Genomic DNA, 16238 nt, shown 5'->3' with positions numbered 1-16238 from the left:
GTAATAGATGTATTGGAAGGGTCCGTACCGGAGAAGCAGGTCAACAATATAAAGCGGATTAAGGAAAGCGGAAAGCATCTGCTGGCGGTTATTAATGACATTCTCGATTTATCAAAAATGGAAGCGGGCCGAATGGCGCTGGTGATTGAACCGGTGTACATTCAGTCTTTGCTGCGTTTTTGTATGCATAATGCGGAGAGTTTACGCGGTGATAAGCCCATTCTTTTGCGGATAGAGGGAGAGACGGACATCTGGATTCAAAGCGATGAGCAGAAGTTAAAGCAAATCGTCATGAATTTAGTATCCAATGCCATTAAATTTACCGAACAAGGCTTTGTCACAGTACGTTTGACCAGAGATGAAACAGATATTTTGATAGCTGTAGAGGATACCGGAATTGGCATTTCCCCCGAGCATCATGCAATGATTTTTGAGCCGTTTAAGCAAATTGATGGCTCGCTTGCGCGCAAATACAAAGGAACGGGACTGGGGCTTTCCGTTACGGCTCGTCTTGTTTCGCTTTTGAACGGAACGATTAGCGTAGAAAGTGAGCAGGGAAAAGGTTCGTGTTTTACTGTTCGACTGGCAAATGTTTTCCATAAATAATAGAAAGAAATAAACGGGAAAGGGGCGGAAACAATGAACCTTTTTTCGCTTACGAACGAACTTGAGAAAGAAAAAATGGCGCTTGGCCGGTCCAATATTTTAATTGTCGATGACGAGGAGTACAATCTGGATGTGCTGGAACAGCTATTGACGGTAAAGAATTATCGCGTGCTTTCCGCTTGCACAGGGGGGGATGCCCTGCTGATCCTGAATAATGAAGATATCGATTTAATTTTGCTGGATGTAATGATGCCGGGAATGAACGGATACGAAGTGCTGCGGGAAATCAGAGCGTTGAAAGAGCGTTATATCCCGGTCATTATGGTGACAGCGCTTGACAGCAAAGAAGACAAAATTAGAGCGCTGGAAGAAGGCAGCGACGATTTTTTGAATAAACCCATCGATAAATACGAGTTGTATGCCAGGGTACATACACTTCTGCGGACACGTCATTATTACAAGCAGCTGGCCATGGCAAAGCAGCGTCTGGAGAATGAAGTAATGCGCCGGACAGCCGAACTGCAGGAGGCATTGGCGGCGCTTCGGTTATTAAACAATAAACTGGAGGATAGTCACAGAGAAATCGTGGAACGTCTGTCGTCAGCTGCGGAGTTTAAAGACCCGGAGACGGCAGCTCACATCCAGCGCATTAGCCACTACTGCGGCGTATTGGCCCGCGCGATGGACATGGGCGAAGATGAAGTGAACTTAATGATTCATGCAAGTCCTATGCATGATATCGGAAAGATTGGCGTGCCTGATCAAATCTTACTGAAGCCGGGCAAGCTAACACCTGAAGAGTTCGAAAAGATGAAAGAGCACACGCTGATCGGCTATAAGATACTAAGTGGATCGGATTCCACGCTGCTTAAGCTGGCGAGTGAAATTGCCCTGTCCCACCATGAGAAATATGACGGATCCGGGTATCCATACGGACTTTCCGGTGAAGAAATTCCGCTGAGCGGCCGGATTGTGGCCGTAGTGGACGTATTCGATGCATTAACCAGCCGCCGTCCGTATAAGGAACCTTACCCAAATGAGAAAGCGTACGAGATTATCCGCCAGGGCAGCGGCACGCATTTCGATCCTAAAATTGTCGAGCTTTTTTTCGGCAATCTTTCCGAGATTGTACGAATCCAAAAACAATATCAAGACTGACGGTGCAATGAGTCTGGAACAGAGTCCGAGCGGGCTCTTTTTTTTGTTTAAAGATAGGCGAACGTCCAAACCGCCTGCTCGTCCGGGACATAGTATGTAGCATGTCAAGTGATTCAAAGTTCTGGCTGAAAGGAGTGAGACGGTATGGGTTGCTTTGGCGGCCGCGATAGCATTGGGGTGATTCTCGTACTATTCATTCTGCTGGTGGTAATCGCTTGCTCCTGTGATTGATGAAGACTGCGATACAAATGAACAAAAGGAAAGGGTGAAGAAAATGAGTTCTTGCGGAGGATTCAGAGATGAAATTGGCATAATTTTGGTGCTGTTCATCCTGCTCGTAATCATTGCTTGTGCCTGCGATTAATAGACACCCGCATAGGCACAAGTAACGGAAAGAGGTGAAATGTATGGGTTTCTTCAACGGAGATGATGTGATAGGCGTAATTTTGGTGCTGTTCATCCTGCTCGTAATCATCGCTTGCGCTTGCGATTAATCAATGCTTACAGCGAAAAGGAGCTGCCTGCACAGGTGGCTTCTTTGTTTATAATAACGAATGTTATATTTATAAAACATATAAACGTTCGGAAATTGTCTTGACGAACTTCATTTGGCTTGCTAAACTAAGGGTGAATTGAGTGGAAAGTGAATCTAGGGTTCCGGAGTCGTAACACAGGCTTTAGGTCCGAGCGATTCAGGCGTGCAATAGCATGCTACACCGTAGGGATAAAAGCCCAGGCGGTAGGTTTCTCACTGTGTAAGGGGAAATCTACCGTCCGGGCTTTTTTTTGTGAAAATAAGGAAAAAAAGAAGAAAAGAGAAAAGAAGATCTGGGGTAGAAAAAGACGTTTGCCTTTTTCTACATTGAAATCGCATCTTCGTTCTTTTCTCTGTTTTCTTCGTACCACAACAAGGCAGCCGCTCCTCCCTTCATGTTCATGGCAGGGCTTGTGGCTATCGGCCATGGTGGTTTTCTATGGAAAAAGGAGGCATATTGCATGAACCAGCCATTGGTGGGCGTTATTATGGGCAGCACCTCGGATTGGGACACGATGAAGGAAGCGTGCGCGGTACTGGAAGAGTTAGAAGTACCGTACGAGAAAAAGGTCGTGTCCGCACACAGGACACCCGACTTGATGTTTGACTATGCGGAGCAGGCGGCAGAGCGCGGCCTGGAGGTCATCATTGCAGGCGCGGGCGGTGCGGCCCATCTGCCGGGCATGGTGGCATCCAAGACCGCGCTTCCGGTCATCGGTGTACCGGTCAAATCCTCTGCGTTGAACGGATTGGACTCCCTGCTCTCCATTGTGCAGATGCCGGGCGGTGTGCCGGTCGCCACTGTCGCGATCGGCAAAGCAGGGGCGACAAATGCGGGGCTTCTGGCAGCACAAATTCTGGGCAATAAGTATCCGGAGATTCGGGAACGGTTTACGGCACGCCGGGAAAGAGTCAAACGGCATGTGTTGGAGGGAAGCCAGTTGCCATGAGTGAGAAAAGAGTGATAAAACCGGGTGCGACAATCGGGGTATTGGGCGGAGGCCAGCTTGGCCGGATGATGGCGCTGGCCGGACGGGCCCTCGGCTATCGTTTCGCCACCCTTGATCCGACGGAAGACTGCCCTTGTGCTCAGGTGTCGGATAATCATATCGTAACAGGATATGCTGATGTAAACGGCGCGCTGGAGTTGGCGCAAAAAAGCGATGTCATTACGTATGAATTCGAAAACGTGGATGCGAATGTCGCTGCGGTGTTGGAGGAGAAATCGTATGTGCCGCAGGGCAGTGAACTTCTTCGCATCACGCAGAACCGCATCCGGGAGAAATCGACGCTGGCTTCGTTCGGCATCCCGGTCGCCGCGTTCCGTATTATTGAAAGTGAAACAGACGCCGAAACAGCGGTGCTGGAATTAGGTCTTCCGGCAGTAATGAAAACGGCAACCGGTGGATATGACGGCAAGGGACAGTACGTTATTCGCAAAGTGGAAGAGGCAGCGCCTGCATACCGCGAACTGGCAAAAGCGGGTACGGACATTATTATCGAGCAGTTCGTTCCCTTTATTAAAGAAATATCGGTCATTGCAGCACGCAGCGTCTCGGGCGAGATTCGGACCTTCCCGGTCGCCGAGAACATACACCGGGAGAACATTCTTCATGTATCCATCGTCCCCGCCCGTATTGGGCAAGCCGTGGCGGAGCGCGCGGAGGAATTGGCGGTAACGATTGCGGAGAAGTTAGGAGTAGTTGGGCTTATCGCCGTGGAGATGTTCGTAACGGGAGAAGGAAGCGTGCTGGTCAACGAACTGGCGCCAAGGCCGCATAATTCGGGCCACTATACGATGGATGCCTGTGTAACCTCGCAGTTCGAGCAGCACATTCGGGCGATTTGTGATTTGCCGCTTGGCGATACGGCGCTTCTGTCTCCTGTTGTCATGGTTAACATTCTGGGAGAGCATCTTGCTCCTGTTCTTGATAAAATAGAGAAGCTTCCCCGATCGGCCAAGCTTCATCTGTATGGCAAGAAAGACAGTAAACCGAAGCGGAAAATGGGTCATATCAATGTTCTGGCTGAATCGGTCGAAGCCGCATTGCAGGGTATCGAACAATTACAAATTTGGGAGTAACCCCAAGGGAGGATATGTAACATGATTCCACGCTATACCCGCCCGGAAATGGCGGCGATTTGGACAGAGGAAAACAAATTCAAGGCCTGGTTGAAGGTCGAGATTCTGGCCTGTGAAGCCTGGGCCGAGCTTGGCGTTATTCCGAAGGAAGATGTAGAAAAGCTTTGGAAAAACGCCAGCTTTGACGTAAACCGCATCTACGAAATCGAGCAGGAAACGCGCCATGATGTGGTGGCTTTTACGCGGGCCGTCTCCGAAACAATTGAAGGTGACGAGAAGAAATGGATTCACTATGGTCTGACATCTACGGATGTAGTGGATACAGCGCTGTCGTACTTGCTGCTGCAGGCAAATGAAATCATCGAGCAGGATTTGGTTCGTTTCGTCGACATTCTGAAGGAAAAGGCGCAGGAGCACAAATACACGGTGATGATGGGGCGTACGCATGGCGTGCATGCCGAGCCGACAACATTCGGCTTGAAGATGGCGCTCTGGTACGAAGAAATGAAGCGGAATCTGGAGCGGTTCCGTCGCGCGAAAGAAACGATTGCATATGGAAAGATTTCGGGAGCGGTCGGGACATACGCCAACATCGATCCGTTCGTGGAGGAGTATGTGTGCAAAAAATTGGGATTGAAACCGGCTCCGATTTCCACGCAGACACTGCAGCGCGACCGTCATGCTGAATACATGGCGACACTGGCACTGATTGCAACCTCTATCGATAAATTCGCGGTGGAAGTGCGCGGCCTGCAAAAGAGCGAAACGCGCGAAGTGGAAGAAGCATTCGCAAAAGGGCAGAAAGGGTCGTCTGCCATGCCGCACAAACGCAATCCGATTGGCAGCGAGAATATGTCCGGGCTTGCCCGTGTTATCCGCGGACATATGATTTCTGCCTACGAAAATGTGCCGCTCTGGCATGAGCGCGATATCTCCCATTCTTCGGTGGAGCGCGTGATTTTGCCGGATGCCACGCAATTGATTAACTACATGCTGAACCGTTTCGGCAATATCGTCAAAAATCTAACGGTCTTCCCGGACAACATGAAACGCAACATGGAGCGCACATACGGCCTGATTTATTCCCAGCGTGTGTTGCTGAAGTTGATTGACAAAGGATTAAGCCGCGAAGAGGCATACGATACGGTACAGCCGCGCGCGATGCAGGCCTGGGAAGAACAGCGTCCGTTCCGTGAGCTTATCGAATCCGATGAGAAAGTCAAAGCGATGCTGACGGCAGAAGAGATTGAAGACTGCTTCGACTATAGCTGGCACTTGAAGCATGTCGACACAATCTTTGAACGTCTGGGATTATAAAAAATAATACAGGACCCGTGGCGTACGAAAAAAACGGCGCCATGCGTCCTTACTTTATCTAGAAAGTTCGAAGTATTATGGGAATTGCCGGGAAATGAGGAGTTTGAAGGGAGAGAGACGATGGAAAAGCTAGAGATGTTGTATGAAGGAAAAGCAAAACGAATCTACCGTACGAATAAGCCAGGCGTCTTTTGGGTGCAGTACAAAGATGACGCTACTGCTTTTAATGGAGAAAAGCGCGCGCAAATTATGGGCAAGGGTGAGCTGAACAACCGGATTACATCCATCTTTTTCCGTATGCTGAAAGAGAAGGGCATTGATAATCATTTTATCGAAGAATTGTCGGCTACTGAACAACTGGTTAAGCAGGTTACCATCATTCCGTTAGAGGTCGTTGTTCGTAATGTGGCGGCCGGCTCTCTCGCCAAGCGCCTCGGTATGGAGGAGGGCAGAGCCCTTCCGTATCCGGTTGTTGAATTCTACTATAAAGATGATACACTCGGCGATCCGCTTGTAAATGATTCTCATATTGATGTGTTAGGCATCGCTACGGCCGACGATCGTGCATTGCTACGAGAGATGGCGCTCAAAGTTAACGACGTGCTGGTCCCGTATATGAAAGAACGCAATGTCATTCTGGTTGACTTTAAATTGGAATTCGGGCGCACAGAAGACGGTCAAATTCTTCTGGCGGATGAAATCTCTCCGGATACCTGCCGTTTCTGGGATGCCGATACGATGGAGAAGCTGGACAAAGACCGGTTCCGCCGCGACCTGGGCAATGTGGAAGACGCTTATAAGGAAATCTTAAAACGCATTGGAGGAGAAACGCATGTTTAAAGCCGTTGTATATGTCACACTCAAAGAATCCGTACTTGATCCGCAGGGAAATGCCGTAAAAGGTTCGCTTCATTCCCTCGGATTTGACGAAGTGAACGATGTTCGCATCGGTAAATACATGGAAGTAGAGCTTGATGTCGCAAACCGCGAGACCGCAGAAGAGCGCTTGACGGAAATGTGCGAAAAGCTGCTCGCCAATACGGTTATCGAAGACTATCGTTTTGAATTGGTGGAGGCGTAAACGATGAAATATGCAGTCCTCGTATTTCCCGGTTCGAACTGTGATGTCGATATGTACAAGGCTGTTGAAGACTGTCTGGGAGAGCCGGTCGAGTATGTATGGTATACCCGGACAGATTTAGATGAATTCGATTGCATTCTCCTCCCGGGCGGCTTCTCTTATGGAGATTATCTGCGTCCTGGTGCGATGGCCGGGATGGCACCTGTCCTCGAGGCGGTACGAAAAGCGGCTGACGAAGGCAAGTTAATTATGGGCGTATGCAACGGTTTCCAGGTATTGACGGAAGCGCGGCTGCTGCCAGGAGCACTGCGCCGCAATGATAAACTAAAGTTCCGCTGCGAGACGGTAGAGCTGCGTGTAGAAAACAACAATACCGCGTTTACTTCCCAGTATGAAGCAGGTGAAGTTATTCGCATTCCGATCGCGCATGGCGACGGTAACTATTACTGCGACGAAGAAACGTTAAATGAGCTGAAAGCAAACAATCAGATCGTATTCCGCTATGCAGGCGAGAATCCGAACGGATCGGTCGATCATATTGCCGGTGTTATAAATAAAGCAGGGAATGTGCTGGGCATGATGCCGCACCCGGAACGTGCCGTGCACGAGTGGCTTGGTTCGGTGGATGGGAAACGCATGTTTACTTCGATTTTACAGAGCTGGAGGGAAAAAAACGGTGTCACACATGGAGCCTAATCCGCAGCAAATCGCTGATCAGAAAATCTACCGTGAAATGGGTTTAACGGATGAAGAATATGCCAGGGTCGTTGAGATTCTTGGAAGAAAGCCAAACTATACGGAGACGGGCCTGTTCAGCGTAATGTGGTCCGAGCATTGCAGCTATAAAAACTCCAAGCCGGTTTTGCGCCGCTTCCCGACATCCGGTCCGCGCGTTCTGCAAGGACCAGGCGAAGGTGCCGGTATTATCGATATTGGTGACAATCAAGCGGTCGTATTCAAAGTGGAAAGCCATAATCACCCGTCTGCCATTGAGCCGTATCAGGGAGCCGCGACCGGTGTCGGCGGCATTATCCGCGATGTTTTTTCCATGGGTGCGCGCCCGATTGCGCTCCTCAACTCTCTTCGCTTCGGCGAACTGGAGACGCCCCGCACGAAATATTTATTTGAGAATGTAGTGGCGGGGATCGCTGGATACGGCAACTGCATGGGGATTCCGACGGTTGGCGGCGAAGTCGTTTTCGATGGTTGTTATGAAGGCAATCCGCTTGTGAACGCGATGTGTGTCGGTCTTATCGATCATGATCAGATTCAGAAGGGTGTGGCGGAAGGCATCGGCAACCCGGTGATGTATGTGGGGGCCGCAACCGGACGCGACGGAATTCATGGCGCGACTTTCGCTTCCGAAGAGCTGAGTGAAGAATCAGAGGCAAAGCGCCCGGCGGTGCAGGTAGGCGATCCGTTTATGGAGAAATTGCTTCTGGAAGCTTGCCTGGAGCTGCTGCAGACAGATGCGGTAGTTGGAATTCAAGATATGGGCGCCGCAGGTCTTACTTGCTCAAGCGCCGAGATGGCAAGCAAAGCCGGCAACGGCATCGAGATAAATCTTGACCTTGTTCCACAGCGCGAGAAGGGCATGACACCGTATGAAATGATGCTCTCCGAATCGCAGGAGCGAATGCTGCTTGTTGTGAAGAAAGGCCGTGAAGCCGAAGTAGAACAAATTTTTGCCAAGTGGGGCCTTCATTCCGCGATTGTCGGACGTGTAACGGATGATGGTAAGCTGCGCCTTGTGCAAAAAGGCGAAGTTGTAGCGGAAGTTCCGGTACGCAGCCTTGCGGATGACGCACCCGTATACTACAAACCTTCGGCAGAGCCGGCGTATTACAAGGAATTTGCTAATGTAGATACATTAAATATTCCGGAACCGGCAGATTATAATGAGACATTGAAAAAAATCCTGTCCGCTCCGACAGTGGCAAGCAAAGAATGGGTGTATAACCAATATGATTACATGGTGCGCACCAGCACGGCAGTCGTGCCGGGCTCCGATGCGGCGGTCGTTGCGATTCGCGGCACGCGCAAGGCGCTTGCGATGAGCATTGACTGTAACGGACGCTATGTATATCTCGATCCGGAAGTAGGCGGTGCGATCGCTGTGGCAGAAGCGGCACGCAATGTCGTATGTTCCGGTGCAGAGCCGCTCGGCGTTACCGATTGCCTGAACTTCGGTAACCCGGAGAAGCCGGAAATCTTCTGGCAGTTTGAGAAAGCGGTCGATGGGATGAGCGAAGCATGCCGTGTGTTAGAGACGCCGGTAATCGGCGGTAATGTGAGCCTTTATAACGAAACGAACGGGGAAGCCGTTTATCCGACTCCGGTAGTGGGTATGGTCGGTCTGGTTCATGATATCGATCACATTACAACCCAGGCATTTAAAAATGAGGGCGATGTATTGTTGCTGCTCGGTGAAACGAGAGCGGAACTCGGCGGTAGCGAATACCAGAAGCTTATCAATGGATCGGTAATCGGACGTCCGCCGGTGCTTGATTTAGAAGTGGAGAAAAAGCTGCAGCAAACCGTGCTCAGTGCCATTCAGCAGGGACTGGTTGCCTCTGCACACGATCTTGCGGAAGGCGGACTTGCGACAGCGCTCGTAGAGTCGGCCGAGCAGAACCTTGGGGCGGTCGTTGATTGGAACATCGGACTGCGGCCTGATATTGCGCTGTTCAGTGAATCGCAATCACGCGTCCTGCTCAGCGTCAGACCGGAACATGTGGAGAAGGTATGCGAAATAGCGGCAGAAAATGGCACGCCGTGCGCAAAAATCGGTACGGTAGGCACCGACACCGTTAAGGTGAAAATCAACGGACGCGAGCTGATTAATACGCCGCTTGCGGATTTGAAAGCGGCCTGGAAGGGTGCGATTGCATGTCTGATGCAGTAATGATGGAGCATGATGAGCTCTGGGATAAATTGAATGAAGAGTGTGGCGTATTCGGGGTGTTCAATCACCCCGATGCGCCACAATTGACATATTACGGACTGCATGCTTTGCAGCACCGGGGGCAGGAGAGTGCAGGCATCTGCGCTTCCGACGGAGAGAAGTTTTCTTACCATCGCGGAATGGGATTGGTTACGGAAGCGTTCAGCGATAATCAATTAAGCGGAATTCATGGACGGATGGCCATTGGCCACGTTCGGTATACGACGGCGGGCGAAAGCAAATTAGAAAATGCTCAACCGCTTGTTTTTAAGTACACGGGGGGCAGCCTGGCGCTGGCCCATAACGGCAACCTGGTGAATGCGAATCAAATTCGTCATCAGCTTGAACGTCAGGGCTCTATTTTCCAGACGACGAGCGACACCGAGGTGATTGCGCATCTCATCGCGCGTTCTGGCTATGAAATCGAACAGGCGGTACGCGAATCGCTGCGCATGATTAAAGGCGCATATGCCCTGCTGGTGATGACGGAAAATAAAATGATCGTAGCGCTCGATCCGAACGGTTTGCGTCCGCTGGTGCTCGGCCGCATGGAGAAAGGATATGTCGTCGCATCCGAGACATGCGCTTTTGAGACGGTCGGTGCGGAATACATTCGCGACGTAGAGCCTGGCGAGATGATTGTCATTGACGAGAAGGGGCTGCGTTCCGAACGGTTCGCCGGCCAGACGCAGCGTGCGATTTGTTCGTTTGAATACATTTATTTTGCCCGCCCGGATAGCGATATCGATGGCATTAACGTCCATCTGGCGCGTAAAGAATTAGGACGTCAGCTGTATAGAGAATCCGCGGTGGAAGCGGACGTTGTAACGGGGGTTCCGGACTCAAGCATCTCCGCCGCCATTGGCTATGCAGAAGCGGCAGGCCTTCCTTATGAGCTGGGTTTAATTAAGAACCGGTACGTGGGCCGGACGTTTATTCAACCCAATCAGGAGATGAGAGCACGCGGCGTACGCATGAAGCTCAGCGCGGTGCGCAAAGTCGTCGAAGGCAAACGTGTCGTCATGATCGATGACTCCATCGTGCGCGGGACGACAAGCGGGAGAATCGTGCGGATGCTGCGGGAAGCGGGGGCGAAGGAAGTGCATGTGCGCATCAGCTCCCCTCCGGTCAAAAACCCCTGTTTCTATGGCATTGATACGTCAAGCCGCGAGGAATTAATTGCCAGCAAGAAATCCATCGAACAAATCCGGGAGTACATTGGCGCAGATTCGCTGGTTTTCCTGTCGGAAAAAGGCTTGATTGACGCGATCGGAAGAAATGACATGGCGCCGAACCGCGGGCATTGTCTGGCCTGTTTCACAGGCTGTTATCCGACGGAAATCTACGAAGATACGAAGAATTGCGTGGAGAAATAGGGGGAGATGGCATGAGCGAGGCTTATAAGCAGGCAGGAGTAGACATCGATGCCGGCAATGAAGCAGTCGAGAGAATGAAAAAACACGTCAAGCGCACATTCCGCCCGGAAGTTCTGACAGACCTTGGCGGTTTTGGTGCGCTGTTCGGACTTGATATAAATAAATATAAAAAGCCGGTACTCGTCTCCGGTACGGACGGTGTGGGCACAAAATTGAAGCTGGCATTTGCGATGGACAAACACGATACAATTGGCATTGACGCTGTCGCCATGTGTGTTAACGACATCGTCGTGCAGGGTGCGGAACCTCTGTTCTTCCTCGATTATCTGGCCTGCGGCAAGGTTGTTCCCGAGCGAATCGAAGCGATTGTTAAGGGCATCGCCGACGGCTGCGAACAATCCGGCTGCGCCCTCATCGGCGGAGAGACGGCGGAAATGCCGGGCATGTATGATGAATCGGAATACGATATCGCCGGGTTTAGCGTCGGAGTAGTGGATGCCGACCAAGTGATTGACGGTAAAAGCATTGCGCCGGGAGACGTTATTATCGGTATGGCATCAAGCGGGGTACACAGCAACGGGTTTTCGCTGGTGCGCAAGGTGCTGCTCGATGATGCGGGATTGTCGCTGAATGAGGAAGTAGCTGAATTGGACGGCAAGCTGGGAGAGGTACTTCTAACGCCGACCCGCATCTACGTGAAATCCTGCCTGGCCTTAATGGAGAAAGTAAAAGTAAACGGCTTTGTACACATTACGGGCGGCGGTTTTTACGATAATATTCCGCGGATTCTTCCGGAAGGCACGACCGCGTATATCGAATACGGAACATGGTCCATTCCTCCGGTATTTAGTCTGATAGAAGAAAAAGGACAGGTCTCTAAGCAGGACATGTTCCGTACATTTAACATGGGCATCGGTATGGTTGCAATTGTCAAGGAGAGCGAGGCGGATGAGGCGCTTCGTGTGCTTAAGAAAGCAGGAGAGCAGGCGCAGGTCATTGGCCGAATTGTGCAGGGAGACCGTGGCGTACGATTTGGCGGGGGGAGCTGGGAATGAAGATCGCCGTATTTGCTTCGGGCAGCGGGTCAAATTTCGCTGCCATTATGGAAGCTATTGAAAATCAGGTGCTCGAAGGAGCGGAAGTAAAGTTGCTTGTCTGTGACAAACCGGGGGCTTACGTACTGGAGCGGGCCGCGCAGTACCAGGTGCCCGCGTTTGTTTTTCGGGCGCAGGACTATCCGGATAAACCCAGCTTTGAACGCGAAATTCTTAATCGGCTTGAAGCGCTTGGAATCGAATTAATCGTTCTGGCCGGTTATATGCGTCTTGTCGGCGATACGCTCCTTAAAGCGTACGGGGGACGTATTATTAACCTGCACCCGTCGCTTTTGCCGGCGTTTCCAGGCAAGGACGCGATTGGCCAGGCATTCCGCTACGGAGTAAAGATTACCGGGATTACGGTTCATTTTGTAGACGAGGGCATGGATACAGGACCGATCATCGCCCAGTACCCTATTCCCGTATACGGCAATGATGACGAGACTTCTCTGGCGGCTCGCATCCACCGGGAAGAACATCGATTGCTTCCGCGAGTGATACAACTGCTTGTTAACAGTAAAGTAAGGCTGCATGGCCGGCGGGTGCAAATAACAGATGAAGATTTCGAATACAGTGGAGGAGTGGAGAAACTGTGAGTCAAGTACAAGTAAAACGAGCATTAATTAGCGTGTCAGACAAGACAGGTATTGTAGAATTCGCCAAGCAGTTAACAGAACTGGGCGTTGAGATTATTTCTACCGGCGGAACGGCAACCCTGTTGCAAAAAGAAGGTGTAAATGTTATCGGCATTTCAGAAGTCACCGGTTTTCCAGAAATTCTTGACGGACGTCTAAAAACGCTCGATCCCCACATTCACGGCGGCCTGCTCGCGGTACGCGATGACGAGAAACACCGCCAGCAAATCGCGGAACACAACATCACGCCGATTGACCTCGTCGTGGTCAATCTGTACCCTTTCAAAGCTACGATCAGCAAGCCGAATGTACCGTTTGCCGAAGCGATTGAAAACATTGACATTGGCGGACCGACCATGCTTCGTTCAGCGGCGAAAAACCACAAGTATGTTACCGTTGTTGTCGATGCAGCTGATTACGGTAGCGTGCTTGAAGAAATTAGAGAGGGCGGAAGCGTTACCGATGAGACGAAGCGCAGGCTGGCGGCGAAGGTATTCCGCCATACCGCTGCATACGATGCGCTCATCTCCCAATATTTAACTGAACAGGTCGGCGAACAAATGCCGGAGACATACACCGTAACATACGAAAAGGTGCAAGACCTACGTTATGGAGAAAATCCGCATCAGGGAGCCGCTTTTTACCGCGAACCGCTGGCGGGTCAGGGCAACGTTGCGACAGCCAAGCAGCTGCATGGTAAAGAACTATCTTATAACAACATTAACGATGCCAATGCGGCGCTTGCCATTGTCAAAGAATTCAACGAGCCGGCTATCGTTGCAGTAAAACATACCAATCCATGCGGAGTAGGGATAGGCGCTACGATTCTTCAGGCGTACCGGAAGGCGTATGAATCCGACCCGGTCTCCATCTTTGGCGGCATTATCGCGGCCAATCGCCCGATTGATAAAGAAACCGCACTGCTGCTGAAAGAAATCTTCCTCGAAATTATTATGGCTCCTTCCTTTACGGAAGAAGCGCTGGAAGTTTTAAAGGAGAAGAAAAACCTGCGTCTGCTTGAGCTTGGGGACCTTGCTGCAAAAGAAAAAGCGGATTGGAAAATCACCAGCGTAGAAGGTGGAATGCTCGTACAGGAAGAGGACGTGAAGCAAATCACTGAAGCGGACCTGGAAGTAGTGACCGAGCGCAGGCCGACTCGGGAAGAAATTCAGCAACTGTTATTCGCCTGGAAAGTCGTAAAACATGTAAAATCCAATGCAATTGTACTTGCAAAAGACAACATGACCATCGGTGTAGGAGCCGGACAGATGAACCGCGTGGGGGCAGCGCGTATTGCTATCGAGCAGGCGGGTGAGAAATCGTTCCGCAGCGTGCTGGCATCCGATGCATTTTTCCCGATGCCGGATACGGTGGAAGAAGCAGCGAAAGCGGGTATTACCGCAATTATTCAACCGGGCGGATCGATCCGTGACGAAGACTCGATTAAAGCGGCAAATGAACATGGTATCGCTATGGTATTTACGAAAGTGCGCCATTTCAAACACTAGGATAAGGAGAGGGAAAACCATGAAAGTACTCGTTGTCGGCGGCGGCGGCCGTGAGCATGCCCTCGTCTGGAAGCTTGTCCAGAGTCCGAATGTATCCCGTGTCTACTGCGCGCCGGGAAACGCCGGTATCGCGCAAATGGCGGAATGCATCTCGATTGGTGTCAATGACTTTGCCGCCCTTGCGGAATTTGTGAAAAAAGAAAAGATTGAGCTAACAGTCGTAGGGCCGGAAGATCCGCTGCTTGGTGGCATTGTCGATTTCTTTGAAGAGCAAGGGCTCAAAATCTTCGGGCCGAAAAAAGAAGCAGCTTTACTTGAAGGCAGCAAGACGTTCGCGAAAGACTTGATGAAAAAATACAGGATTCCGACCGGTGCCTATCGTTCATTCACCGAATATGAAGCGGCGCTGGCATATGTGCGCGAGCAGGGAGCACCTATTGTGATTAAAGCGGACGGGCTGGCCGCCGGCAAAGGGGTAACCGTAGCGTTCACACCGGAAGAGGCTGAACAGGCGCTTCGTTCGATGATGGTAGACGATGTGTTTGCCGGTGCTGGCTCCCGTGTCGTTATCGAAGAGTATCTGGCAGGTGAGGAAATGACGCTGTTGTCCTTTGTGGATGGCGAGACGGTGATTCCGATGGTGCCTTCGCAAGATCATAAGCCGGTGTTTAATGACGACAAAGGACCGAATACGGGTGGCATGGGTACGTATTCGCCGGTACCGCATATGGACAACTCCATTGTACAGGAGGCTATACGCACGATTGTGATGCCGACTGCTAAAGCTATGGTAGCGGAAGGTCGGCCCTTCCGGGGCATTTTGTACACAGGCTTGATGATTACGGATAAAGGACCGAAAGTTATCGAATATAACGCTCGCTTCGGCGATCCGGAAACCCAGGTTATATTGCCGCGCCTGGCAAGCGATTTGGCGGATATTTTTCTCGCGGCCGTGGAAGGAAGATTGGCGGAGTGCCGCGTAGAATGGAAACAGGAGGCAGCCGTCTGCGTCATTATGGCGTCTGAAGGCTATCCCGGCTCGTATCCGAAAGGAAGAGAGATTACGGGATTGCCGGCAAATACGGCGGATACGCTCGTATTCCATGCGGGTACAGCAGAAGAGGGGGGCCGCATCGTTACCAGTGGCGGCCGCGTACTGGGTGTAACAGCGTTAGGAGATGATTTGCGTGAAGCCCAGCGCAAAGCATATGAGACGGTCGGACGAATTTCTTTCGAAGGCGCGCATTATCGTACCGATATCGGAGCGAAGGCGCTGCGCCAGGCAGAAAAAAACATAAAGTAAAAAGAAAGCCACGCGGCCTTATGATTTGTACCGGCCGCGTGGTTTGCTATTATATCTGCTCCATATGTAAGCAACGATAATAATGGAGGCCACTACAGTAAGAATTACATACAGATTGTCACTGACGACTTCCCACATAAGTCGATCCATCGTCCCTTCCTCCTTTACGTAGCATTCTTCTTCGTTACCTGCAGCGGCGCGGATAGCTGGAGATACGGTATGGCCGCTTATCTCTATTGTTGGCGGTACTAACGCCCAGCATCGTAAGCATCGGACAGAAACGGATAATTCCTTCTGCAACCTTCATTGCGCTCAGTATGGCGATAATCATAGGGGATGTCCGATGCGGGCAGCGCACCATTTTGGCCGTGCTGTACGAAAGTCCGGCAAGTCCAAGCGTGATACGAATGAGTGCATCACTGAGTCCTACATTTTTCCTCATTGTACTTCCTCCTTTACAGAAAGCCTGCATATCTCGCTTTTATCATGTGGAAAGAGAAGAAGAATATGCATCAGAGTATCAGCTTTTCACTGGAAAATAGCTAACCAATCAAACACTTGGCACGGCAAAATTGATCGAATTTTCAGCTCTTTA

At 50.9% G+C, this 16238-nt stretch carries 16 protein-coding genes; 14 read left to right on the top strand and 2 right to left on the bottom strand.

What is annotated here, in order from left to right; all coding sequences use genetic code 11:
- The 14 genes from ADA01nite_RS15465 to purD form a co-directional block, all read left to right on the top strand.
- Positions 1–606, top strand: a 606-nt coding sequence (locus tag ADA01nite_RS15465) for a sensor histidine kinase (protein ID WP_246147365.1), incomplete at its 5' end; no start/stop codon positions are given.
- 33 nt (positions 607–639) lie between these two features.
- Positions 640–1764 (top strand): response regulator, encoded by a 1125-nt coding sequence (locus tag ADA01nite_RS15460; RefSeq protein WP_218029572.1) that lies wholly within the window; start codon positions 640–642, stop codon positions 1762–1764.
- A gap of 996 nt (positions 1765–2760) precedes the next feature.
- A complete protein-coding gene (gene purE, locus ADA01nite_RS15445; protein ID WP_146811173.1) occupies positions 2761–3249 on the top strand; it encodes a 5-(carboxyamino)imidazole ribonucleotide mutase in 489 nt (162 codons plus the stop codon).
- Positions 3246–4382: a 5-(carboxyamino)imidazole ribonucleotide synthase gene (gene purK, locus ADA01nite_RS15440; RefSeq protein WP_146811172.1), complete on the top strand. Its 1137-nt coding sequence runs from the start codon at positions 3246–3248 to the stop codon at positions 4380–4382. Before purE ends, purK begins: the two co-directional genes overlap by 4 nt.
- Positions 4383–4403: 21 nt before the next feature.
- Positions 4404–5699 carry an adenylosuccinate lyase gene (gene purB / locus ADA01nite_RS15435; protein ID WP_146811171.1) on the top strand — a complete coding sequence of 432 codons (1296 nt, stop codon included), beginning with the start codon at positions 4404–4406 and terminating at the stop codon, positions 5697–5699.
- A gap of 120 nt (positions 5700–5819) precedes the next feature.
- Positions 5820–6539: a phosphoribosylaminoimidazolesuccinocarboxamide synthase gene (gene purC, locus ADA01nite_RS15430; RefSeq protein WP_146811170.1), complete on the top strand. Its 720-nt coding sequence runs from the start codon at positions 5820–5822 to the stop codon at positions 6537–6539.
- Positions 6532–6780 (top strand): phosphoribosylformylglycinamidine synthase subunit PurS, encoded by a 249-nt coding sequence (gene purS, locus ADA01nite_RS15425; protein ID WP_146811169.1) that lies wholly within the window; start codon positions 6532–6534, stop codon positions 6778–6780. The genes purC and purS overlap by 8 nt, the downstream gene beginning before the upstream one ends.
- Positions 6781–6783: 3 nt before the next feature.
- Complete coding sequence (gene purQ, locus ADA01nite_RS15420; protein ID WP_146811168.1) at positions 6784–7476, top strand: phosphoribosylformylglycinamidine synthase subunit PurQ; 693 nt, start codon at positions 6784–6786, stop codon at positions 7474–7476.
- Positions 7466–9685 carry a phosphoribosylformylglycinamidine synthase subunit PurL gene (purL, locus tag ADA01nite_RS15415; protein ID WP_281286024.1) on the top strand — a complete coding sequence of 740 codons (2220 nt, stop codon included), beginning with the start codon at positions 7466–7468 and terminating at the stop codon, positions 9683–9685. The genes purQ and purL overlap by 11 nt, the downstream gene beginning before the upstream one ends.
- Positions 9685–11100 carry an amidophosphoribosyltransferase gene (purF, locus tag ADA01nite_RS15410; protein WP_146811176.1) on the top strand — a complete coding sequence of 472 codons (1416 nt, stop codon included), beginning with the start codon at positions 9685–9687 and terminating at the stop codon, positions 11098–11100. The genes purL and purF overlap by 1 nt, the downstream gene beginning before the upstream one ends.
- An 11-nt stretch (positions 11101–11111) precedes the next feature.
- Positions 11112–12155, top strand: coding sequence for a phosphoribosylformylglycinamidine cyclo-ligase (gene purM / locus ADA01nite_RS15405; protein WP_146811166.1), 1044 nt, complete (start codon positions 11112–11114; stop codon positions 12153–12155).
- Positions 12152–12793 (top strand): phosphoribosylglycinamide formyltransferase, encoded by a 642-nt coding sequence (purN, locus tag ADA01nite_RS15400; protein WP_146811165.1) that lies wholly within the window; start codon positions 12152–12154, stop codon positions 12791–12793. The genes purM and purN overlap by 4 nt, the downstream gene beginning before the upstream one ends.
- Complete coding sequence (purH, locus tag ADA01nite_RS15395; protein ID WP_146811164.1) at positions 12790–14340, top strand: bifunctional phosphoribosylaminoimidazolecarboxamide formyltransferase/IMP cyclohydrolase; 1551 nt, start codon at positions 12790–12792, stop codon at positions 14338–14340. The genes purN and purH overlap by 4 nt, the downstream gene beginning before the upstream one ends.
- A gap of 19 nt (positions 14341–14359) precedes the next feature.
- A complete protein-coding gene (gene purD, locus ADA01nite_RS15390; RefSeq protein ID WP_146811163.1) occupies positions 14360–15643 on the top strand; it encodes a phosphoribosylamine--glycine ligase in 1284 nt (427 codons plus the stop codon).
- 18 nt (positions 15644–15661) lie between these two features.
- Here purD and ADA01nite_RS22865 read toward each other — a convergent pair whose 3' ends face one another.
- Together ADA01nite_RS22865 and ADA01nite_RS15385 are read right to left on the bottom strand one after the other, a co-directional pair.
- Positions 15662–15793 (bottom strand): EYxxD motif small membrane protein, encoded by a 132-nt coding sequence (locus ADA01nite_RS22865; protein ID WP_281286022.1) that lies wholly within the window; start codon positions 15791–15793, stop codon positions 15662–15664.
- Positions 15794–15827: 34 nt separating this feature from the next.
- Positions 15828–16085 carry a YgaP family membrane protein gene (locus tag ADA01nite_RS15385; protein WP_146811162.1) on the bottom strand — a complete coding sequence of 86 codons (258 nt, stop codon included), beginning with the start codon at positions 16083–16085 and terminating at the stop codon, positions 15828–15830.
- Positions 16086–16238: the final 153 nt, after the last annotated feature.

Source organism: Aneurinibacillus danicus (assembly GCF_007991215.1).
Taxonomy (GTDB): domain Bacteria; phylum Bacillota; class Bacilli; order Aneurinibacillales; family Aneurinibacillaceae; genus Aneurinibacillus; species Aneurinibacillus danicus.
The sequence above is the reverse complement of the archived record's forward strand: the minus strand, read 5'-3'. Positions and strand labels throughout refer to the sequence as shown.